This window comes from Colwellia aquaemaris (assembly GCF_057548755.1).
In genome coordinates this window covers 974,524-997,931 of the sequence record NZ_BAAJLV010000001.1, presented here as the reverse complement: position 1 = coordinate 997,931, position 23,408 = coordinate 974,524, and the positions used below count along the sequence as shown (strand labels likewise).

General features: G+C 38.9%; 24 protein-coding genes. 14 read left to right on the top strand and 10 right to left on the bottom strand.

Annotated elements, in window-relative coordinates:
• Positions 1-28: 28 nt before the first annotated feature.
• From AC27HL_RS04395 to AC27HL_RS04385, 3 genes are all read right to left on the bottom strand, one after another.
• Positions 29-667 carry a NuoB/complex I 20 kDa subunit family protein gene (locus AC27HL_RS04395; protein WP_487079204.1) on the bottom strand — a complete coding sequence of 213 codons (639 nt, stop codon included), beginning with the start codon at positions 665-667 and terminating at the stop codon, positions 29-31.
• Positions 667-1,122: an NADH-quinone oxidoreductase subunit A gene (gene ndhC / locus AC27HL_RS04390; protein ID WP_487079202.1), complete on the bottom strand. Its 456-nt coding sequence runs from the start codon at positions 1,120-1,122 to the stop codon at positions 667-669. The genes AC27HL_RS04395 and ndhC overlap by 1 nt, the downstream gene beginning before the upstream one ends.
• Positions 1,123-1,840: 718 nt before the next feature.
• Entirely contained in the window at positions 1,841-2,413 is a 573-nt protein-coding gene (locus AC27HL_RS04385) for a TetR/AcrR family transcriptional regulator (protein WP_487079201.1), read from the bottom strand.
• Between the two features lie 100 nt (positions 2,414-2,513).
• On the opposite strand from AC27HL_RS04385, the gene AC27HL_RS04380 reads away from it, so the two are divergent.
• Entirely contained in the window at positions 2,514-3,050 is a 537-nt protein-coding gene (locus AC27HL_RS04380; protein ID WP_487079199.1) for a dihydrofolate reductase family protein, read from the top strand.
• A gap of 159 nt (positions 3,051-3,209) precedes the next feature.
• Here the strand turns inward: AC27HL_RS04380 and AC27HL_RS04375 are convergent, their stop codons facing one another.
• Positions 3,210-5,600, bottom strand: a complete 2,391-nt coding sequence (locus AC27HL_RS04375; RefSeq protein WP_487079197.1) for an AAA family ATPase — start codon at positions 5,598-5,600, stop codon at positions 3,210-3,212.
• A gap of 121 nt (positions 5,601-5,721) precedes the next feature.
• Positions 5,722-6,207, bottom strand: coding sequence for a zinc ribbon-containing protein (locus AC27HL_RS04370; RefSeq protein WP_487079195.1), 486 nt, complete (start codon positions 6,205-6,207; stop codon positions 5,722-5,724).
• A gap of 301 nt (positions 6,208-6,508) precedes the next feature.
• Here AC27HL_RS04370 and leuS point away from each other — a divergent pair, with 301 nt between their 5' ends.
• From leuS to lipA, 13 genes are all read left to right on the top strand, one after another.
• Positions 6,509-9,100, top strand: a complete 2,592-nt coding sequence (leuS, locus tag AC27HL_RS04365) for a leucine--tRNA ligase (protein ID WP_487079193.1) — start codon at positions 6,509-6,511, stop codon at positions 9,098-9,100.
• A 128-nt stretch (positions 9,101-9,228) separates the two neighbouring features.
• Positions 9,229-9,735, top strand: coding sequence for an LPS-assembly lipoprotein LptE (locus AC27HL_RS04360; protein ID WP_487079191.1), 507 nt, complete (start codon positions 9,229-9,231; stop codon positions 9,733-9,735).
• Between the two features lie 22 nt (positions 9,736-9,757).
• Positions 9,758-10,801, top strand: coding sequence for a DNA polymerase III subunit delta (gene holA, locus AC27HL_RS04355; RefSeq protein ID WP_487079190.1), 1,044 nt, complete (start codon positions 9,758-9,760; stop codon positions 10,799-10,801).
• Positions 10,788-11,447 carry a nicotinate-nucleotide adenylyltransferase gene (gene nadD / locus AC27HL_RS04350; RefSeq protein WP_487079188.1) on the top strand — a complete coding sequence of 220 codons (660 nt, stop codon included), beginning with the start codon at positions 10,788-10,790 and terminating at the stop codon, positions 11,445-11,447. Before holA ends, nadD begins: the two co-directional genes overlap by 14 nt.
• A gap of 128 nt (positions 11,448-11,575) precedes the next feature.
• Positions 11,576-11,893 carry a ribosome silencing factor gene (rsfS, locus tag AC27HL_RS04345; RefSeq protein ID WP_487079186.1) on the top strand — a complete coding sequence of 106 codons (318 nt, stop codon included), beginning with the start codon at positions 11,576-11,578 and terminating at the stop codon, positions 11,891-11,893.
• Positions 11,894-11,904: 11 nt separating this feature from the next.
• Positions 11,905-12,375, top strand: a complete 471-nt coding sequence (rlmH, locus tag AC27HL_RS04340) for a 23S rRNA (pseudouridine(1915)-N(3))-methyltransferase RlmH (protein ID WP_487079184.1) — start codon at positions 11,905-11,907, stop codon at positions 12,373-12,375.
• Between the two features lie 3 nt (positions 12,376-12,378).
• On the top strand, positions 12,379-14,367 hold the full coding sequence (gene mrdA, locus AC27HL_RS04335) for a penicillin-binding protein 2 (RefSeq protein ID WP_487079183.1): 1,989 nt from the start codon (positions 12,379-12,381) through the stop codon (positions 14,365-14,367).
• Positions 14,367-15,482 (top strand): rod shape-determining protein RodA, encoded by a 1,116-nt coding sequence (rodA, locus tag AC27HL_RS04330; RefSeq protein WP_487079181.1) that lies wholly within the window; start codon positions 14,367-14,369, stop codon positions 15,480-15,482. Before mrdA ends, rodA begins: the two co-directional genes overlap by 1 nt.
• Before the next feature lie 18 nt (positions 15,483-15,500).
• Positions 15,501-16,463 carry a septal ring lytic transglycosylase RlpA family protein gene (locus tag AC27HL_RS04325; RefSeq protein ID WP_487079180.1) on the top strand — a complete coding sequence of 321 codons (963 nt, stop codon included), beginning with the start codon at positions 15,501-15,503 and terminating at the stop codon, positions 16,461-16,463.
• A gap of 189 nt (positions 16,464-16,652) precedes the next feature.
• A complete protein-coding gene (locus tag AC27HL_RS04320) occupies positions 16,653-17,840 on the top strand; it encodes a serine hydrolase (protein ID WP_487079179.1) in 1,188 nt (395 codons plus the stop codon).
• Positions 17,841-18,154: 314 nt separating this feature from the next.
• Positions 18,155-18,418 (top strand): DUF493 family protein YbeD, encoded by a 264-nt coding sequence (gene ybeD / locus AC27HL_RS04315; RefSeq protein ID WP_487079178.1) that lies wholly within the window; start codon positions 18,155-18,157, stop codon positions 18,416-18,418.
• A 76-nt stretch (positions 18,419-18,494) separates the two neighbouring features.
• On the top strand, positions 18,495-19,154 hold the full coding sequence (gene lipB / locus AC27HL_RS04310) for a lipoyl(octanoyl) transferase LipB (protein WP_487079176.1): 660 nt from the start codon (positions 18,495-18,497) through the stop codon (positions 19,152-19,154).
• Positions 19,144-20,112 (top strand): lipoyl synthase, encoded by a 969-nt coding sequence (lipA, locus tag AC27HL_RS04305; protein ID WP_487079175.1) that lies wholly within the window; start codon positions 19,144-19,146, stop codon positions 20,110-20,112. Before lipB ends, lipA begins: the two co-directional genes overlap by 11 nt.
• 93 nt (positions 20,113-20,205) lie before the next feature.
• On the opposite strand, the gene AC27HL_RS04300 is transcribed toward lipA, so the two are convergent.
• The 5 genes from AC27HL_RS04300 to AC27HL_RS04280 form a co-directional block, all read right to left on the bottom strand.
• Positions 20,206-21,201: an AgmX/PglI C-terminal domain-containing protein gene (locus AC27HL_RS04300; RefSeq protein WP_487079173.1), complete on the bottom strand. Its 996-nt coding sequence runs from the start codon at positions 21,199-21,201 to the stop codon at positions 20,206-20,208.
• Positions 21,198-21,752: an ExbD/TolR family protein gene (locus AC27HL_RS04295; protein ID WP_487079171.1), complete on the bottom strand. Its 555-nt coding sequence runs from the start codon at positions 21,750-21,752 to the stop codon at positions 21,198-21,200. Before AC27HL_RS04295 ends, AC27HL_RS04300 begins: the two co-directional genes overlap by 4 nt.
• Positions 21,753-21,754: 2 nt before the next feature.
• The gene (locus AC27HL_RS04290; RefSeq protein ID WP_487079169.1) at positions 21,755-22,309 is read right to left on the bottom strand and encodes a biopolymer transporter ExbD; all 555 of its coding nucleotides are present in this window, start codon (positions 22,307-22,309) and stop codon (positions 21,755-21,757) included.
• A 4-nt stretch (positions 22,310-22,313) separates the two neighbouring features.
• Complete coding sequence (locus tag AC27HL_RS04285) at positions 22,314-23,003, bottom strand: MotA/TolQ/ExbB proton channel family protein (RefSeq protein WP_487079167.1); 690 nt, start codon at positions 23,001-23,003, stop codon at positions 22,314-22,316.
• A gap of 86 nt (positions 23,004-23,089) precedes the next feature.
• Positions 23,090-23,407: a hypothetical protein gene (locus AC27HL_RS04280; RefSeq protein ID WP_487079165.1), complete on the bottom strand. Its 318-nt coding sequence runs from the start codon at positions 23,405-23,407 to the stop codon at positions 23,090-23,092.
• Position 23,408: the final 1 nt, after the last annotated feature.

Here is a 23,408-nt window from a genome sequence, read left to right as displayed (position 1 = left end):
TTATTGCTCAAAAAAATGCTAGGTCAGGTTACACTTGGTCTGGGGGTTCTAAGTTAGTTACTTGTATCCGGTATTCGTGTTTAATATCACGTAACGAAGGTTTCGCTATTTGGCTAACATTTTGCTCACCCACCACCCAACTTAACGGTCTTGGCTGATGTTCAATATTGGTTTGTAATAATAATAAAGCTTCCAACAATGCCTCTGGGCGAGGCGGACAACCAGGAACATAAACATCGACTGGAATAAATTTATCAACACCCTGCACAACACTATAAATGTCATACATGCCACCAGAATTTGCACACGACCCCATAGAAATAATCCAGCGCGGCTCTAAAAGTTGCTCATACAAGTGTTGAATAACGGGTGCCATTTTTCGAAAGCAAGTACCTGAAATTACCATTAGATCTGCTTGCCTTGGTGTTGCGCGAATAACTTCGGCACCAAAACGAGCAATGTCGTGACGAGAAGTAAAGCTAGTGGCCATTTCAACGTAACAACAACTTAAACCAAAATTAAATGGCCAAATAGAATTTTTACGGCCCCAATTCACCATGTCATCCAGTTTTGCCATAAACACGTTTCGCTTCAATTCTTCTTCCGAAATCCCCTTAACCTGGCTCATGGCATCATCTAGTTTTGCTTTAGTTAACGACCACTCCATTACAAACTTCCTCTATTTTGCTGCGCTTCAGAGGCGACATTTAGCGTTTTTTCTAATTGAACTTGTCGAAAAGGTTGGTGACGTTTTTTCAATTCCAGAGCGCCAATTCGTATTAAGTAAACCAATGCCGCTAACAAAATAGCAATAAATATACTTGCTTCAATAAAACCTGCCCAACCAACATCGTCAAAGGCAATTACCCAAGCGAAAAGATAAATAGTTTCTAGATCAAATATTACGAAAAAAATAGCGTATAAAAAGAAGTGGTTGGTAAAACGAGTTTTGTTTTCTGAAACGGAAATAATACCTGATTCATAAGGGGTATTTTTTGCTCGCTGTTTACTTTTTGGCCCAAGAAAATAAGACAGCAACATCATCACGATGAGCATACCAGCCAAAATAATAAAGTAAGCCGCAATAGGCCAAACTTGTGCTATTTGATCGGATGTTTCCACAACGCCTCACTTATAGTTAGTTATCACTAAAAACTACAAACCGACAGACCGCGAACTTATCGATACAAGTTATTTTCAAATAGAAAACGTGTTGCTTTTCTATTTAGGCAACTTTTAGAATTAAATGAGAAACTTTTAAACATCGCTTACTTGATATTTAAACCAAACAATAATTAAGAACATTGTTATACAAGCAAAAATCATAATTTAGGTAGGTGTACATCCTGACCTTATAGGGAGCTATTCATTACGGCTTGTAACATCAGCTCGCTGCATTGACTTATTATTGTTATTTCGCTTTCGCTAACTTTCTCTCTTCATTAATCCTACTGAGATAGCACCTATAGTTTACTATTCATGTTTGACGCAATATTGAAGCTATCAAAATGAACTTTGCCAATTATTCAACTTATCTATTTACGAGTACGTCTTGCAAAAACGATAAATTAAAAAATATGACTAACAATTTCAGTATAGAAAAGAATTTAAATAATGCTTATTTTTTAAGCAGATATTAATAATTTATATTGCAGCATCAATGAAGAGCAAGAAACACGGTGCTTGCCACATTTATTTTTTTGAAAAGAAATTTGAGACGCTTAAATTCTGATGACTGTGGCTCAACTTAAGTTAACCACTTTAGCTTTCAGAATTTAATCCCAGTCAAGTCCAATAAGAACGAGTGATAAATGTTTACATAAGATTAAGAGTTTATTTGTTAATCGTTTTTATTCTCCGAAAATTTTATTCCTCGAATCAAAAACTCTAAAGGTTGGTCAACATAATCAATAGTTAAGCTATTTGATTTATCGCATGCTAGAGCAATTGAAACTCCATGTAAATAATCAACAAGTACATCAAGAAACAGTTTTTCTTGTCTTTCCCCAATATTCAGTGGGCGCATTATTGAGTTGAACCTATTAATAAATACTTCTGCGGGGCCAATTGAAGTCATCGAAAGTAGAATATGCAATAGCCCTTCATATTGATACAAAATCGTTAAATAGCTTTTTGAGAGTCTGCTTAGTTCCAACTGCCAATTTGAAGATTGGCTAGGCTCATAAATATCTGAAATAAGAGACTTTGTTATTTCCTCTAGCAATAAGTTTTTGTTTTTAAAATAGTAATATAATGCCATAGGATCAACCATTAGCTCTTTCGATATTGCCCTAATACTTGGTATTTTCCCTGAATTTAGCATCATGTACTTGGCTTTATCGATAATAAGTTCCTTGTTTAACCCCTTATCATTTTTGAGAGGTCGTCCTCTTTTGCTTTCAATGTCATTCATACCCGTCAATTTCTGCTTTACTTATCATTTCTACAGTGTAGAATTAGTTTACTTTATTCTACACTGTAGAATAAAGTAAAATCATACAGAAGAGGTAATTATGTCTAATATAGTGTTTATTGCGAGCAGCCTTGATGGTTATATAGCTGATGTAAATAATGAAATTGATTGGCTAGAATCAATTCCTAATCCCGACAATTTAGATATGGGCTTTCATAAGCATATGGAGCGAATAGATGCATTAGTCATGGGACGAAATACTGTAGAATTAGTGATGAACATGGGCTGTGAGTGGCCTTATTCCAAACCCGTTTTTGTCTTAAGCAATACACTAAAAACTATTAATGAGGAGCTAAAGGAGAAGGTATTCTTAGTAAAGGGTAACTTAAAAGAAGTGACAGAAAGCTTGAAAAAGAAAGGTTATTCAAATCTTTATATAGATGGTGGGCTAACGATACAAAGTTTTCTCAAAGAAGATCTAATCGATGAAATAGTTATTACAACCATTCCAATTTTGCTTGGCAATGGAATTCGATTGTTCGGTGAATTAGACAAAACCTTGGAGTTTAGATGTACCCAATCAGAGAGGTTTTCTAACGGTATTTGCCAAAACCATTTTCAACGACATAAGCAGTAATAACGGTATTGCGCTTAAATAAACGACCCTATCTGTTTCGAAACTGTCACCTATATATCAGTAAGTAATCATTTAGGTGGCATTTACATCTACCACCTTAAATTAAAACTCTGTCCTAAAAATATCAGCTCAGTCACCTAAATACTACAATGGTGTTAGCTACTCTTCGGCGCCATTGAGTAAATCAGAAAATGCTGACAATTTATCTAAAACTAGCCCATGGATAGATTTTCTTGGGTAACGGCCAGTGCGACTAATCTCGCCAGCAGGTTGTGCCATTAACACTTCAAATGCTTGGTCAACATTTTCTACGGCATAAATAGCAAACATGTCATTCTTTACTGCTTCAATAACTTCCGGCGCTAACATCAAGTTAATCATATTAGTTTTTGGAATGATAACCCCTTGTTTTCCGGTCAAGCCTTTGTCTTTGCACAAGCGATAAAAGCCTTCAATTTTTTCATTAACACCACCAATAGATTGCACTTCACCATGCTGATTCATCGACCCCGTTATCGCAATACCTTGATTAATAGGTAAATTAGCAATTGCAGAAATTAACGCACACAGTTCAGCCATAGAAGCACTGTCACCATCAATATGGCCATAAGACTGCTCAATAGCGATATTAGCAGAAATTGTCACAGGAAATTCTTGACCATATTTATGCCCTAAATAGCCGGTTAGAATTAGCACCCCTTTAGAGTGAATCGACTTACCTAAGTCCACTTCCCTTTCAATATCGGTAACGCCTTGACTACCCGCATACACAGTTGCCGTAATGCGTGCAGGTGTGCCAAAAACGCTGTCGCCTATCTCTAACACGGTTAGACCATTAATATTACCTATTTTCTCGCCTTCGGTATCTATCAGTAGCTGTCGCTCTTTAATTTCCTCTAACCAAGCTTCGCTCATTCTGCCAGTACGTCGCTGTTTTGCTGCCAGTGCCATAGTAACGTGCTTTCCACATAAGCCATTACTAGCCTCAGATAACTTCCAAACGTAATGAGCTTCATCAAGTAAATCGTTAACCTGCACAATATTGGCGGAAATTTTATGCTGGTGCTCAGCGCGTCGTAAGGCATATTTAACTAGCTCTAGCACCGCTTCATCAGTTACTTCTGGGTAATTGTTACGATAGGCTCGTTGACGAATTAAATTGGCATAATCATTTAAACTAGTCTGGCTTTTATCTATGTGGCGATCAAAATCAGCAAGTACTCGAAATAACTCAGTAAACTCTTGATCATAATCTTGCAGGGTATAATAAATTTCCGGATCACCAAGCAATATCACTTTCACTTTTAACGGAATTTTTTCCGGCTGTAAGCTAAACGCTCCTGGTTGGCTATATTCTGAATAGGGATTTTCAATGGTAATTTGTTGTGATTTTAACGCTAATTTAAGTCGCGCCCATACCAAAGGTTGCGTTAATAATTTATCAGCTTCAAGTAATAAATAACCACCGTTAGCTTTATGTAATGCACCCGCTCGTATCAGGCGGTAACTGGTATAGCTACTACCTTGAAAACTTGCAAAATCGACATGACCAAATAAGTTTTGAAAAGTCGGGTTTTGTTCATAAATAACCGGCGCACCTTCATCAGCTTTACGAGCAACCAATAAGTTCGGTAAGAAACGTTCAACCATTAGCTTGCGCATATCTTTGTCGTTTGGCGCTTCGGCACTCTCATCAACGAGTATTTCTAATACCGCATCAACAACATGCGACTTCACTTTTGTTAAATATTTTAAAACACCAATATTGCTGGCAAACTCGTGTTCTAACTCTTTCAAAAAAGGTCGAATGCTGTTTTCGGCAGTTTCATGTTTAAGCTTGCGCAATTTATCTGATGAAATACGTTTCCATTGTGGTAATTCAATGAGTTTCTCTGATAAAAAATCTTCAAGCTTAGCTAATAAAATATAAAATTCAGCGCGCTTTGGCTCATTTAAATTGGCAAACTCTTTATCGTTTAGCGGTTTGCCATCAACTAATGGCGAAAAACCAATTTCACCATTTTCTTCATACAGCACTACTTCATTTTTGAGTGCCGTTTCTTCTACTTCAGCAATAGCTTCATCGTATTTTTGATTAAATTCTCGGTCGATTGCAGCCTTTTGTCTTTGGTAACCTGGGTTGTCAAAAATATCAGGAAACAAATCCATCAACTCGTCAATAAAGGTGTTCATTCGGGTAAGTAACTGCTTACCATCACCTGGGCTGACATATAACTTATGTGGCGAATTAGGATCATCAAAATTATTGATATAACACCATTCTTGCGGCGTCGGCTCTTGATTAGCTGTTGCTGCCAACATTTGCTTAATCAGTGTTTGTCGCCCCGTGCCGTGCTCGCCCATGGCATAAACATTAAAACCAGGCGTGTCCATTGATAATCCGAAATTCAACGCTTCTTTCGCCCGCTCATGACCAATAAATATTTGCTCTATTTCAGATGTTGGCGTGTTACTGGCAAATTGTTCGACGGAAAGTTGAGCGGTTAATTGGTTGGGTTTAAGTCGTACGCTGGTAGACACAGTTGTCATAAAAGCTCTCTCGGAAATGGTACGTTAATATCAAGCTGATGCTGTGATAAAGAATAATTAAAGATAGTGTACAGTGAGTTGCGCTCTTTGAGCAAAAACAATATTAATATTCGCTGAATTATTACGGTGTTAGGCCAACTCGATGAAAATCTTTACCGCCGCATTCTATACATTCCACAATAATATTGGCATGGCTATACAGCACACTGTGTTGGCATTGTTGGCATTTAAGTTGGCCAAAGCCAACATAATCGCCGACATGATATTGGCCTTGATGCTGAAAATCATCAACCAGCTCGGTCCACTCTACTTGCGACTTATCGGTTATTTGTGCCAGCGTTGCCCAAATATTTTCATTCAATAACTCTAAATATATGGAATGTTTAATGTCTGACTGGGTTTGTTGATAAAAGTCGTTTAAATCATATTTCAAATTATCAACAAATTGTTTAATTTGCTGTTCAGGAATTTTTTCAGCGGCAACAAGGAGCATTTTAACCTGCGTCACTAGTTCAACTATTGAGCGTATCTCATGCTGGTTAGTATCATCTAACCAGGTTTGAATTTTTTGATAAACGGCTTGAAAACGAGATTGTTGTGGCTTCATAACAAATTCCTAGCTTACACACTTATCAATGACTCCTGTAACCTAATTATAGTGTAAATTAGCGTTTAGTAAGCGCACATTTGCTGATTCTTTTCATCCTTAACGCCATTCTATTCGCCATTTACTAAAAAACTCGCGCTTTATCTCGCTTTAACTTGTCGCTAACGCGTGAGATAAGGTATCCTATCGAGATTATTTTTGTCATTTCAATTTAGCCCAATACGTCCGAATTTTATAAACGTAAATTCGACCATAAAAGCCAGTTGAATATCTTATTTTATAGCGTGTTTGAGAAATCTTAATGGAATCCATTTACAATCCCCAATCAATTGAAGCCGACGTTCAAAAATTCTGGACCGATAACAATACTTTCAAAGCTGAAGAGCAACCTGGAAAAGAAAAATTTTATTGTTTGGCAATGTTTCCATACCCAAGTGGCCGTCTCCACATGGGCCATGTTCGTAACTACAGCTTGGGGGATGTAATTTCTCGTTACCAACGTATGCAAGGTAAAAATGTAATGCAACCTATGGGTTGGGATGCATTTGGTTTACCTGCAGAAAACGCTGCTATTAAAAACAATTCAGCGCCAGCAAAATGGACTTACCAAAACATTGATTACATGAAAAACCAATTAAAATCTTTAGGATTTGGTTATGACTGGAGTCGCGAACTAGCCACATGTAAGAAAGATTACTATCGTTGGGAGCAGTGGTTTTTCACACAGCTTTATGAAAAAGGTTTAGTGTACAAAAAGAACGCTACGGTTAACTGGGATCCGGTTGATCAAACTGTATTAGCGAATGAGCAAGTTATTGATGGTCGTGGCTGGCGCTCTGGCGCTATTGTTGAGCGTAAGGAAATTCCGCAGTGGTTTATTAAGATTACTGATTATGCTGAAGAACTACTTAACGATTTAGACCAACTAGAAGAGTGGCCTGAACAAGTTAAAACCATGCAGCGCAACTGGATTGGTCGTTCTGAAGGTGTTGAAATGACCTTCCAAGTTGCCGACTCTAGCGACACTTTTGACATTTACACCACCCGACCAGATACCTTAATGGGCGTAACTTATGTTGCATTAGCAGCACAGCACCCATTAGCGTTAGCCGCATCAAAAAATAATGCTGAACTAGCTGACTTTATTCAAGAATGTAAAAACAATAAAGCCACCGAAGCCGATATGGCTACCATGGAGAAAAAAGGTGTCGATACGGGCTTGAAAGCAATTCATCCAATTACAGGTGAGTTAGTACCGGTTTGGGCGGCAAACTTCGTGTTAATGGATTACGGGTCAGGCGCTGTTATGTCAGTTCCTGGTCATGACCAACGTGACTTTGAATTTGCTCAAAAATATGGCTTAGAAATTAAGCAAGTGATTGTTGCACAAGAAGGTGATGACATTGCCAAAGCCGCTATTGTTGAAAAAGGCGCATTGGTAAATTCTGGCGAGTTTGACGGCCTAGATTTTGACGCCGCTTTTAAAGCTATTTCAGAGAAACTTACTAACGAAAATAAAGGTAAAGTTACAGTAAACTACCGTTTACGTGATTGGGGTGTTTCTCGCCAACGTTATTGGGGTACGCCAATTCCAATGATCAACTTAGCCAATGGCGAATCGGTACCAGTTCCAGCTGAGCAACTTCCAGTAGAATTACCAGAAGATGTGGTAATGAACGGTGTAACATCACCAATAAAAGACAACCCAGAATGGGCTAAAACCACATTCAATGGTGAAGACGCATTACGTGAAACAGATACCTTTGATACTTTTATGGAATCATCATGGTATTACGCGCGTTATTGTTCACCAAACGATGACACACAAATGTTAGATCCAGCAAAGGCCAACTACTGGTTACCGGTAGATCAATACATTGGTGGTATTGAACATGCTATTTTACATTTACTTTATTCACGTTTTTTCCATAAATTATTGCGTGATACAGGCTTGGTTGAGTCTGATGAACCGTTCAAAAAATTATTGTGTCAAGGTATGGTACTAGCAGACACTTATTACCGTGAAGCAGAAAACGGTGCACAAGAGTGGATATCACCAACCGAAGTTAACGTTGAACGCAATGAAAAAGGCGCTGTGGTATCGGCCACCAGTAAACTTGACGGCAAGCCAGTTATTTCTGCTGGTATGAGCAAAATGTCGAAATCGAAAAACAACGGTATCGACCCTCAAGAAGTTATCGAACAATACGGTGCTGATACCGTACGCTTGTTTATTATGTTTACTTCGCCACCAGAACAAACTCTAGAATGGTCTGATTCTGGTGTTGAAGGTGCACATCGTTTTCTAAAACGTGTTTGGAAGCTTGTTTATGACTTCACTCAAGTAGCTAATACATCACAAACAACTGCAACCATTGCAGGGTTAACGCTTAATTCAGCGCAAAAAACTTTACGTCGTGAATTACATAAAACGATTGCGAAAGTTAGTGATGATATAGGCCGTCGTAATACTTTCAATACTGCTATTGCTGCCATCATGGAATTAATGAACCATTTAAGTAAAGCCAGCATCGAAAGTAATGAAGACCAAGCGGTAATGCATGAAGCTATTCAAGCGCTAGTACTAATGCTAACACCAATTGTGCCACATTTAAGTCATCACTTATGGAGTATGATTGGCGATGGTAATTCCGTTGAAGATACGTTATGGCCTGTTGTTGATGAAAGCGCGTTAGTAGAAGATGAAAAACTGATCATTTTACAAGTTAACGGTAAAGTACGCGCCAAAATGACTGTCGCTGCCGATGCAACAAAAGAAACCGTTGAAGCTATGGGCTTTGCCGATGAAAATGTTAGTCGTTTTACAGAGGGAAAAACAGTGCGTAAAGTTATTTACGTGCCAGGAAAACTACTAAACATCGTTGCTAATTAATTTACATTGCTATAAAGCTGGTGAGTAATAGCTAAGTTAGTCATTACTCACCTATTTTTATAATTAATAGTTTGTATAACTTAGCAGCACTCTTTGCCTACTTTTACCGAGAAAATAGCGAACAATTTATGAGTCAAATTATTATACGACAACTTAGTGTTTACCTGTCATTTAGCTTATTAGCCATAATGTTGAGTGGCTGCGGCTTTCAATTACGTGGCAATTACCTGCTTGCGCCAGAGCTACAAACGATAGAGTTCAGCTCGGTTGATAAATTTGGCGAATTAACTCGACTGGTTAAACAACACTTAACTATTAACGATGTCAATTTAGTGAGTAGAAGTGACCAACCTGTACCACAAATGCGCATGTTACAAGATAACTTAGAGAGAAGAACGTTATCGTTATTCCCTAACGGACAAGTTGCAGAATACGAGCTAATTTACACAGTACGGTATCAAATATTATTACCCGGGAAAGACATACAAAACTTTAGTTTTGAATTAAACCGTGATTACCAAGACGACCCTGATATTGCTTTAGCAAAAAGTCGTGAATTATCATTAATGTTGCGTGAAATGCGTCAAGAAGCTGCAAATAAAATCTTGCGTGATATGGCCAGTATCCAGCTATAAACTAGCACTAAGTTAATATTCAATGCGCATCTATCATAACCAACTCGACAATACGCTAAAGCAAGGCTTTAAGCCTATTTGGTTAATATTTGGCGATGAGCCTTGGCAAAAAAATGACGCATTAAATAAAATTAAAACTATCGCAAATCAGCAAGGGTTTGATGAAATCATTCGCTTTAGTGTTGACGATAAATTTAATTGGGATGAATTGCTACAAGAATATCAGTCAATGAGCCTATTTTCCTCATTGCGTATTATCGAAATTGAGTTTGTAACTGGTAAAATTGGCGATAGTGGCGCTAAAGCAATAGCCCAACTGCTAGCTGCACTTCATCAAGATGTACAGTTAGTTTTTCATGGCCCTAAGCTCGATGCACCTACTCAAAAGCGTAAATGGTTTAAAAGTTTAGAGGCGGCAGGTTGTTTTTTACCTTTATATGATATTGAAGGCAAACAACTTAAACTATGGCTAGCAAATCAAGCTCGCGCATTACAATTGTCATTATCCCCTGACGTGCTTGAATTAATGACCGAGTTATTTGAAGGCAACTTACCGGCGTTATCGCAAGAGTTAGAAAAATTATCGATATTGTTCGGCCAACAACAAGTAAGTGTTGAGGAAGCCGAGCAATTACTAATTAAGCAAGCCAAATTTAACCCTTTTCAATTAATTGATACTTTGCTCATTGGCGATTTGAAAAAATGCATCGCTATGTTAGATCAGTTACAACATGACGGCAGTGCTTTTGGGCAATTAGTCTGGTTTGTTCATAAAGAAATTAATCAATTGCATGCCATGTTAACACTGCAAACACAAGGCGCTGGTCAAAATGACATATTTAAGCAGTATAGAGTTTGGGATAAGAAAAAGCCTTTATATCAACACGCGTTAACGCAAATAAGCTTGTCGAATGCTGAACATGCATTAGCGCGGCTAGCACAAGTAGATTTACTTAGTAAAACCAGTAGCGATTTCAACCCATTCATTCTGCTCAGCGATGTCTTTATTTGCCTTTATCACGGACAATTAAGTAAAAATTTCAGTTTAGATTATGAGTATAACTAAGCCCGCACAGCCAGCGTTAATTTTATTATTAGGCGGCACTTTTGACCCTATTCATTTAGGCCACATTGCACCAGCTAAGGAAACCGCAACATGGTTAGGTGCTAAGCACGTATCGCTAATACCTGCGCATATTCCTCCCCATAAACAGAACACTCATGCAAGTGCTGAGCAGCGAGCAAGCATGGCAGAAATAATATGCCTAAACGATGATTTATTTCAACTTGATAGGCGTGAACTTATGCGTAGCGAGCACTCGTTTAGCGTTGATACCTTAGCGGAGTTAAAAGCAGAGCAGCCTAATGCTCATCTGCATTTTATGATGGGGATGGACTCATTATTGACATTCACGCAATGGCGAGATTGGCAAAAAATTCTAACGCTATGCAACTTAATTGTTAATATTCGACCCGGTTATTGTCATCAACAGTTGAACACAAAAATCAGCCCAGCCTTAACACCTCATCTTGTCGAAAGTGTTGAGCAGCTAAAAAAACATTCTGTAGGTAAAATTATTTTACATGAATGTGAAGCTATTGATATTTCATCTACACAAATTCGACGCCAAATTCGATCTGGCGAGGACTATGCTCAATTTGTCACAAAACAAGTTTATATCTACATAGAGCAACAGCAACTTTACCGATAAAATACCGATATTCTAGGTAAAAATGCCTTGTTACTTAAAAAACTCTTCGTTGGCCGCAATACACGGTTAACGGATAAACAAAATAGTGCTATTATCGCCGATTATTGTTTTTAATAGAGATACCACACTTGCAAAGCTCAGATCTAATTACTTTTGTTAATGAAAAAATCGAAGATATGAAAGGCCGCGATATTGTTAATTTAGACATATCAAAAAAATCTAGTTTCGCCGACTGTATGATCATATGTTCTGGTAATTCAAAACGTCATGTAATTTCTATCGCCAAATCGTTAATAATTGAGTGTCGTGCAGAAGGCGTAGAAGCCTTAGGTGTTGAAGGAAATGATGTTGGTGAATGGTCATTGGTCGATTTAGGTGATGTTATTGTGCATGTAATGACAGATGAAGCACGTGACCGTTACCAACTAGAACAACTTTGGGAATAGCATAAACAGCAATGCGCATTACCTTATATGCCGTAGGCAATAAAATGCCAGCTTGGGTTAGCCAAGGCTTCAATGAATATTGCCGACGTTTTCCCCGCGACATGAGTTTTCATTTAGTCGAAATAGCTCCTGGAAAACGCGGAAAAAATGCCGATATTGCTCGCATTCTAGAAAAAGAAGGCGAGCAAATGTTAGCAGCCATCCCTAAAGGTAATCGTATTGTCACTTTGGAAGTTGAAGGTAAGCCTTGGACTACACCCGATCTTGCCAAACAGCTTGATCGTTGGCATGTTGATAGCCGAGATGTTGCTTTACTTGTCGGCGGACCGGAAGGATTAGCTCCTGCTTGTATTCGAGCTTCAGAGCAAAAGTGGTCATTATCCCCTCTTACGTTACCACATCCTATGGTACGCATAGTGGTTGCAGAAAGCCTTTACCGTGCTTGGTCAATTAATAATAACCATCCTTATCATCGAGAGTAACCAATGGCAGCTAACAAACGTGTTGCCATAAGAGATCATAGCGCCGAGGCTAACCTTTTTGCACGCCGTACTTTTATAACTTTTATTGGTGTATTGATTTTATCTCTTGTCCTGTTTAGTAATGTTTATGATCTCGAAGTTAATTCTTATCAAAAATATCAAACACGCTCTAACTCAAATCGCATCAAATTATTACCTGTAGCACCGAATAGAGGCTTGATCTATGATCGTAACGGTGTGCTACTTGCTGATAATAAACCTGTTTACAGTTTAGAAGTGATCCCTGAACAAGTGGATGACATACAAACTAGCCTGAAAGAGATCAGCCAATTACTCGATATTAGCCAAGAAAAACAAAATAAATTACTTAAAGCGATAAAAAGTAAACGCCGTTTTAAGCCAATTGAGCTTTATTCTCGATTAAGCGAACATCAAGTGTCGCTATTCTCAGTTAACAAGCATAAGTTTCCAGGTTTTTTTATCGACGCACGCTTAAAACGCTATTATCCTTTTGCCGATTTAACCACCCACTCTTTGGGTTATGTTGCGCGTATTAATCGCAGAGATTCAATTAAGTTAGAAGAACAAGGCAAAGCCGAAAATTACGCTGCCACACGCAATATTGGTAAGCTCGGCTTAGAAAAGTATTATCAAGACATTCTACACGGCACTATTGGCCATCAAGAGGTTGAAATTAATAACCAAGGTCGCGTGATTCGTACCTTAGATTTTACGCCGCCGATACCAGGAAAAGACTTAACTTTAACGCTAGATATTGAATTACAAATGATCGCCAAACGCGCACTATCGGGAAAACGCGGCGCGGTGGTTGCTATCGACCCAAGAGATGGTGGTGTATTGGCCATGTACTCAAATCCAAGCTTTGACGGTAACTTATTTGTTCATGGTATTAGCAGCAAAAAATACAAAAAATTATTAGACCCAAAGAGTAATAAACCTTTACTCAATCGTACTGTTCAAGGTTACCCTCCAGCTTCTACCATTAAGCCATTACTGGCACTAACAGGCTTAAATGAAGGCATTATTACCCCTGATACTGAAATTTACGACCCCGGCTTTTATCAACTACCGGGCATAGAAACCAAAAGACGTGACTGGAAAAAATGGGGCCATGGCAAAGTCAACTTAACCACGTCGTTAGAGCAATCTTGTAACGTTTATTACTACGACTTGGCCTATAAACTTGGCATAACACGTATTAGTAAAATGATGGAAAAATTTGGCTTTGGTGAACTTACCGGCATTGATATTCATGAAGAAAGCCGAGCAATTATGCCAAGCGTTGAATGGAAAAGAGCGCGTTATAACCAAAACTGGTATACCGGCGAAACACTTTCTGTCGGCATAGGACAAAGTTTTTGGACCGTCACACCATTGCAATTGTCGCAAGCTATTTCTATTTTGGTTAACAAAGGTGAAATTAAAGTGCCGCACTTGCTTAAGTCGACGTCTGAAGTCATTGTTGATGAGGGCAATAATCAACAAGAGCAGCTTATTACAGAATACCAAGTTGATGAAAAACCACCTATTATTCTTGCTGACGATAAGAATTGGGACATAGTGTTAGATGGTTTGCATAATACGGTACAAAAAGTTGGCGCCACCGGCCATAGTGCATTTAAAGGCAGTAAATACGATGCCGCCGGAAAAACTGGCTCAGCACAAACCGCCAACTTAGCACAAGACGAAAAATACGATGCAACCAAAGTACAAGAGAACAAACGCGACAACGCCATGTTTATTGCATTCGCCCCTTATGAGAAACCAGAAATTGTTGTTGCCGTTGCTATTGAAAATGTCGCCAAAGGTGGTGGTGGTGCAAATGCCGCTCCTGTCGCCCGTCAAATCATGGATCAATACTTTGGCGATCGAGAAATAATCAGTGAAGACCATAGTAAACATCCATTACATGACCACGTATATCATCAAGACATTAAGCAAAGCTCAATTACCAACACAGGAGCTCAATAGTGCGTAGTACCGGACAAGATCAACAAAAGCAGCGTACGTTGTGGCAACGTTTGCACATAGATCTGCCCTTGCTCTTTGGTATCTTAATTCTGATGATTTTAGGCCTTTTTGTTGTTTATAGTGCCGGTGGTCAAGAAAGCGCCATGTTAATTCGTCACGCAAAACGTGTTGCGGTCGCTTTTTTTGTTATGTTTATTGTCGCGCAAATACCGCCACTATCGTATCGAAAGTGGGCGGTTCCGGTATTTGTGCTAGGGCTGCTGCTGCTAACCGCAGTACTGCTATTTGGCCATGTTGGTAAAGGAGCACAGCGCTGGTTAGATTTAGGATTCACCAAATTTCAGCCGTCGGAAATAATGAAACTTGTCGTACCAATTATGATTGCTTGGTATGTTAGCCAGTATGATCTGCCAACAAAGATTTCAAAAATTGTTATCGCTTTTATTTTAGTGCTAATGCCAACACTATTGATCGCAAAACAACCAGACTTAGGTACATCACTACTTATTGCTAGCTCAGGTATTTTCGTGATATTTCTTGCTGGCGCTAGTTGGAAATTAATTGGCATTTGCGCAGGCTTAGCATCTGCTTTTGCCCCCATATTATGGATGTTTTTGATGAAGCCTTATCAAAAACAACGCGTTTTAACCTTTTTAAATCCAGAACAAGATCCGCTTGGCTCGGGCTACCATATTATTCAATCAAAAATTGCTATTGGCTCAGGCGGCATTCAAGGTAAAGGCTGGCTGCAAGGTACGCAATCGCAATTAGAATTTTTGCCAGAGCGCCATACCGACTTTATTTTTGCCGTATTTAGTGAAGAGTTTGGCTTGATCGGCGTGGCTTTGCTCCTTTTGGTTTACTTAGCCGTTGTTATGCGCGGTTTGTGGATTGCTGTTAACGCTCAACATGCTTTCACTAAGCTTTTAGCAGGTAGTCTTACGCTAACTTTCTTTGTTTATGTGTTTGTTAATATCGGCATGGTTTCCGGCTTATTGCCTGTTGTTGGTGTGCCTTTACCGTTAGTAAGTTATGGTGGTACATCTATGGTGACATTAATGGCAGGATTTGGCATGCTAATGGCTATTAGCACCCATAGGCGATTTCACGCTTAATTAACAGTAACTATTGATATGGCGATATATAAAATAAAAAACAACTTAGCCAATATATTAATTCTATTTTTGATTTCCGCCTGTAGTAGTAACTCTGGACGTTATCAACAAAAGCATGATAGTACACCGAGCAGGCTACCTACTAGTAGTGAGCTCTATGACGCTACACCTAGAGCTGAAGCCCAAAGCAGAGGCGGTAACAAAAACTACCAAGTGCGTGGTAAGCATTATCAGGTTTTAAAAAGCGCGAAAAATTTCACCCAAACAGGCATAGCTTCTTGGTATGGTCGTAAGTTTCATGGCCACTTAACCTCTAATGGTGAAATTTATGATATGTATGCCATGAGCGCCGCCCATAAAAACCTGCCACTGCCAACTTATTTAAAAGTTGTTAATAACCAAAATGGTCGTAGTGTCATTGTTAGAGTTAATGATCGCGGGCCTTTTCACCAAGACCGTATTATCGACTTATCTTACAGCGCTGCTTATAAACTAGATATGTTAAAAACGGGTACTGCTAACGTTACAATTACGGCAATTACCGACTTTTCAGCAAATGGTATAGCTAAACTTAGCAATAGCTCAGATAAAAACACAAAAATCACACCATTAGCTCAAGCAAAAAATGCTACATCTGTTAGCGTTTTTCCTGACACACTTATTAAGAACACGCAAAAAAGCGTTAATACAACGCCAGTTAACGTTGCCAATATAGATACTAGTCTTGCAGCTAATACTGCACCAGTATTAGCGAATAATGCCAGCTATATTCAAGTATTTGCCAGCAATAGTGCAACCCAGGCTAAAAAGTTAGCCAATGCATTAACAGCATTACACCAACAAGAAACCCAGCTTGAACAAATAAATGGAATTTTTCGAGTTTTAGTCGGTCCGATTAGTGAGCAAGATGATTTAGCTAATGTGCTGTTATCGATAAAAAAAAATGGCTATCCAAATGCTTTTATTCGCAAAACTCATTAACAGTGTCAAAAAACAAGCATCATTTACGCCAGTGCTGCAGTAACTTTTACACAGTAAATATTTTTCTGGGCAAGGAAATTCATCAACAGTAACAAATTGATGGTGTCGGCCAATAGAAATCAAAATGAAAACTGTTATACTGCATAAAATTTTATAATTTCCATTAAATAATAGTGTTGCAGGACAATTATGCCCAAAAATCAGGTCAATCGAGCCACCAATAAGCCAACAAAGTTACTTTCATTTTTAGGCGCTGTACTCTTCAGTGTTTGCTCTGTTTCTCAAGCCCAAACAATTATCCCATCAGCCCCCGAAGTGAACGCTAAAGGCCATATATTAATCGACTATAACACCGGTAAAGTTATCGCTGAAAGCAATGCTGATATTTTACTCGCTCCAGCAAGTTTAACCAAAATGATGACCAGCTATATCATAGGTAAAGAGCTTGAAAGCGGTAACATTAAAAATGACGATGCGGTAACCATTAGTGAGAATGCATGGGCTAAAAATTTTCCTGATTCGTCAAAAATGTTTATTGAAGTTGGCACAGAAGTTCCTGTAAGCCTGCTCAACCAGGGTATTATTGTTGCCTCGGGCAATGATGCTTGTGTTGCTATGGCCGAACATATTGCTGGAAGTGAAGATGCCTTTGCACAACTAATGAATGCTCATGCCGAACAATTAGGTATGCATAGTAGTTTCTTTGAAAATAGTCACGGTTTAGACAGCCAAGAGCATAAAACCACAGCACGAGATATGGCGACATTAGCGGTTGCACTTATTCGTGATGTACCAAACGAATATAAACTATATAGTCAAAAATCATTCACTTATAACAATATCAAACAATATAACCGAAACAGTTTGTTGTGGGATAAGAGTATGAATGTCGATGGCTTAAAAACAGGCCACACTTCGCAAGCGGGTTATAGCTTAGTGACATCAGCAACAAAAGGTGATATGCGTTTAGTTAGTGTTGTTATGGGCACAGAAAGCGAACGAGCTCGTAAGGTTGAAAGTAAAAAGTTACTAAATTACGGCTTCCGCTTTTTCGAAACATATACACCGTACAAGGCTGGCGAAAAATTTGTCAGTAACCGCGTTTGGATGGGCGATCGTAAAGAAGTTGATTTAGGCATCATGGTTGATACACCAATTACCATTCCTCGTGGTCAACGTAAAAACTTGCAAGCTAATTTTGAATTAGACCAACAACTCAATGCACCACTGCAAAAAGGTGCTGTTGTCGGTAAGCTATTTTTACAACTCGACGGTGAAGACATTGCTCAATACCCGCTTGTGGCACTGCAAGAAGTACAAGAAGGTAGCATGTTCAATAAGCTAATGGATTATGTCAAACTGCAGTTTGCTAATTAACCGCACAGTAAATCTAGTTATATAAAATTTAAAACTCAGCTTTAGCTGAGTTTTTACTTTTTGTTGAAGAGAGTTATTTGTACGAGCACTTTTTATAGAAAATAAAATTCAATAAAACCATTATTAAACATTGATTTTAGATAAACTCCCCTCATTTAATAGCCCATACCGACCAGCAAATTAACGACGACTGATCACATTTACTATAAATGATGCTAAAATATCGCCAATCTAAACACAGCCGTTACAATTATTTGTTGAACCCATTAAACAACCGGTAACGTACTGGTGTTATACAGCGTAAGAGAAAATAAATGAAAACTAAGTTTGATGAACTTTTAGAATTCCCAACCGTATTAAACTTTAAAGTTATGGGCGTTGCCTGCGACGAATTACCTGATCTCGTTGTTGGTGAATTACAAAAGCACACCCCTGGTGATTACGCACCAAAAATAAAGCCTAGTTCAAAGGGCAATTATCATTCAATTTCAGTAGCTGTAACAGTTACCAGTAAAGAGCACATTGAAATGATTTATAAAACCTTGAATGCTATAGAGCAAGTTAGATACGTTCTTTAACCCTTACTTTTTACAGGGTGTAATCCAGTTATTATTTGGATATAATGCTTTAATCAAAATTTTATAGAGATATATTTTGAAAAATACATTGATTATTCGGCAGCTTAACAATACTGATTACGTAGACGTTTGGCATGCAATGCAAACATTCACCGATAATCGCGATGAACATACGGCCGATGAATTATGGTTAGTTGAACATCCCCCCGTATTTACTCAAGGACAAGCCGGTAAAGACGAGCATTTATTAATGCCTGGCGATATTCCTGTGGTTAAAGTTGACCGTGGTGGTCAAGTGACTTATCACGGCCCAGGTCAGCAAGTTATTTATTTTATGATCAATCTCCGCCGTCGAAAAATGGGAGTTAGAGAACTAGTAACCCTGATTGAAAATGGCATCATAGCTTCAATGGCCGACTTTGGTATAGAAGCCAAAGCAAAGCCTGATGCACCGGGTGTTTATGTCGATGGCAAAAAAATCGCTTCATTAGGGTTACGCGTGCGAAAAGGCTGCTCTTTTCACGGCCTTGCATTAAACGTCAACATGGATTTATCACCATTTCAGCGCATTAACCCTTGTGGTTATCAAGGCTTAGAAATGATACAAACAATCGACCTGCAGGGCCCAGCATCTGTAGAGCAAGCAGGTAATTCACTGGTAAAGCACTTAAGTGAATTATTGCAAACTGAAAATTTATCTTATCAAACGGGATTGGAAACAGCACATGACCACTAAATCATCACGCATTACTCCAGGTACTAAATTACGTGACGCCGATAAAATGGCACACATCCCTATTAAAGTTGTTACCTCTGAGCGAGAAACCATGCTGAGAAAGCCTGAGTGGTTACGTATTAAATTACCAAAAAGCTCTGAGCGAATTGACGGCATTAAAGCAGCATTACGTAAACATGACTTACACTCCGTATGTGAAGAAGCTTCTTGTCCAAACTTATCAGAATGTTTTAACCACGGCACAGCCACATTTATGATCTTAGGTGATATTTGTACTCGTCGCTGTCCATTCTGTGACGTAGGTCATGGCCGCCCTCTTGCCGCAGATAAAGAAGAACCGCGCAAGCTAGCACTCACTTTAAAAGACATGAAGTTAAAATATGTCGTGATCACCTCAGTTGACCGTGATGACTTACGTGATGGTGGCGCACAACAATTTGCTGATTGTATTAGTGAGATTGCTGAGCATTCACCGCATACTAAAGTTGAAATTTTAGTACCTGATTTTCGTGGTCGTATGGATCGTGCCTTAGAGATTTTAAATCAAAATCCTCCAGGGGTATTTAACCATAACTTAGAAACAGCACCGCGTTTATATACCAAAGCCCGACCTGGTGCCAACTATCAGTGGTCTTTAGATTTATTGAAAAAATTTGGTGAAGCTAACCCTAACGTACCAACAAAGTCTGGTTTAATGGTAGGCTTAGGTGAAACAAACGAAGAAATTCTACAAGTGATGCGTGACTTACGTGCCCATGGCGTTACTATGCTGACTATAGGTCAATACTTACAACCAAGTAAGCATCACTTACCTGTTGAACGTTATGTTCACCCAGACGAGTTCGATATGTTTAAACGCGAAGCTGATAAAATGGGCTTTGATCACGCTGCATGTGGTCCATTAGTGCGCTCAAGCTACCATGCCGACAAACAAGCCGCCGGTGAAGAAGTTAAATAGCACAGACTATAACGACTAAATAAAAGACCATGAAAAAGGCTAGAAGAATTCTTCTAGCCTTTTTGTTTGCATGAAATATTTATAACAAGCATGCTAACGCGGTAAAAACTCTATTGCCCAAACTGTTGTCATTAATAAAACATCTTCTGGGCCAAAGTCTATTGAACGTAAAATTACCATTAATTGTCGTTCCAACTTAGCATTAGCTAACTCGCTTGATTCAATGACAACTTGGCTAATAGCGCCGTTTGGTTGAATTTCAATGTTAAAAACCACTTTACCCTTCAATAGAGGGTCCTTACGCAAAGCCCTGTTGTATAATGCATACAGTCTCGCTTTACTTGCTTCTAAGGTTTGTCTTAGTTTCGTTTCTGAGCGAACATTGTCTAAACTTTGCTTATCCGCGTATTGCTCTTCACCATCACCACTGGCAATAACTTCTTCGTCTGATAAGCGAACTGTTTGGGTGTTATGACTACTTAGCTCATCACTTGCTACCGTTTGACTAACTTTTGCATTTGCCAACGCACTACTTTGCTGGTTTACCTTAGCAGCCAATAATTTTCGCTGTACCTGAGTTTGCTTCGCCGTGCTTTTTTGTAGTTGTTTACTAGCATTTGGCTTTATTTCTAATACCTCACGCATGGCCAGTAATTCATCTTTCATAGCGGCTAAACCTGAAGACTGTGCTTTCTGCTTCGCCGCCTGACGTTTATTTACAGGCTTTATTTCAGGCGCTTTTTTAGGCACTTGTTTAGGCTCTTTTTTGATAGGCTTAGGTGGCTCAATTACCTTTTCTTCTGGCGGCTTAGGCTTTACCGGTTCAGGCGGTGGCAATTGTTTTTTCTCGATAACCACTTTGGTTAATTGCGCGGGTATTTGCTCCTTAATTGCTCTTGGCACTTCAATACGTTCAATAAAGGGTACTACAACAGCAATGGCAAAATAGAGCGCAATCAGCACCAATAAAATATTATAGAATTTTTTATCTTGACTACTATTAGTTAAAAAATCTAATGAAATTGCTTGATAACTACCACTACTAACACTTTGAGTTAATGGCGACAGAGTTAAGTTTGCGTGTGTCATGACCCAACCTCCCCACCACCGTTAGCTGTTTTGTTTGCTGCAACTTGCTCTACTGCCAGTGACATATTGCGAAAATTCGCTGTGGCGCATACGGTCATGATTTGCTTAAGCACTTTGTACTCAATACTCGCATCCCCTAATATAGTAACTGCCCGACCATTTTCTTTTTCTAACTCAGTGAGCTCAGGTCGTTTTGTGACTTGATAACTCAGCTCTGCCGCTAGTGCTAACATTAAGGCTTCAACATCAGCTACTGTTAGTGCATTGTCCTCATTAGCCTGTTCCTTTTGCCAAACAGCACGTTCTTGTACCATAACTCGATTGTCAAATACTGAGATAACGATATTTTCACTGGGCAGTTGCTCGGCAATAGATACCGGCAAACTTAACTTTTCTGAATTTTGTAGCACCCGCACTTCTGACTGATTTACAATCAAGAAAAATACTAAAATTGTAAAAATATCCATCAAAGAAACTAGGTTTAACTTGCTAGCAGCCCCTAAGCGTTTATGGTGACGTGCTAAGCGTTTTGCTCGTAATGACTGTTTCATAACTACAGCTCCCCTTCTTCTGGCAGCGTACTTGGGGCATCACCTAAAGAGATTTCCGGAAAAAGCTCGGCATCAACAACACTTGCGGCAACAACAGTTTTATAGGAACGTACTGTATCCATTGCAGAAACTATGGTTTGATAATCAATCTGCTGGCCAAGTAGAATGACGATATCTTTTTTCTCAATATTTTGCTGTTGAAATGTTAGCTTTAAATCCTGCAAATACAAGGATAACGCATGAAAGTCATAGCCACTTTTAGTCGCTGTTTCACTGTCATCAGCCGCTTCTTTGAACTTAAAACTTTTTAGCAAAATGCCACTAGGATAGTTAAGCAACATACCTTGATTATCTATCACTAACTCTAAACGTTTTGGCTTTTCATCTTGATTTATGGCATCACTTTCAGCGCTTATCGGTAATTGTAAATTGAGTATTCTTACTTGCGAGAACACTAAACTCAGCAATAACACTGGTACTAGCACTATCATTAAATTCATAAATGAAGTGATATCAAGCTCAGCTTCTTGTTGGGGTGGGCGACGAAGGCGTCTCATTACCCTACCCTCTATTATTCGCTGCTGGCTGTTGTGGAGCTGAATTTGTATCGGCTGTCACTTGGTTTGTCGCTTGACTTGCCAAAGCATTCAATAACTTACGGCCTGACATTTCTAAAGAGTCAATAATCGACATGGTTTTACTTTGTAGGCCGGTATGAAATAAAATCAGCGGAATGGCAGTGATCAAGCCAAACGCGGTGGTATTCATGGCAACCGAAATACTGGCCGATAATAGATTGGCTTTTTCAGCAGGATCAGCACTGGCAACGGCTGAGAATGCTGCAATTAAGCCCATAATAGTACCTAATAAGCCGAGTAGTGTGGCAATATTAGCCAAGGTTGCTAAAAATGGCGTACGCTTTTCCAGACCTAGCATATGCTCCATAAGCGTTTCTTCCATGGCATATTCAACATCTTCACGACGTCTTGTTTGCGAAACACGATTAATACCAGCCTGCAATACTTGTAGTACTGGCGCGTTATTTTTGTCTGCCGCTTCACTAATTTTGTCTAGCTGACCTGACTTCAATGCCGGCTGAATAGCTAACAAAGCTTTCTTATTGGCGTTTAAGGTTTTTGTTAAAAATAACCAGCGCTCTATGGTGATAGCTAAACCAATCACTAATACTAATGCAATTGGGAATATAAATGCCCCACCGTCTTGTAGAAAACCAATGATGATATCAAACATGTTGTAAATCCTTACTCTATTACTGCTAAAGCAAACAAAAAGTTTACTTATTAAGTGGGGTTATGTGGTTAATTCTTTTTTTTTGACTAATTTTTATGGTTGCTTTTTTGCTGCTGATAATAATTATTCACATTGTCTTTAAATACTTTCGGGTTAACCGGTGCTAAGGCTGGTAGTCGAATGCGTAATTCATGATCTTCAATGCTCAAGGTCGAATTCAACTCCTGCCACGGGGTTATATAAATAACTTTCGGTTGTTCTTGTGAGCCTTGCACTTGGGTTTCTATAACATAAGAAGCTGGAGTTTTTTCATTAACCGACTCCGTAATTTGTTGCGCTGGCAAAGACAAGCTTAGCGACAAGCCAACCGGTATAATTATTTGATAAATTCTCTTCATTCTCACC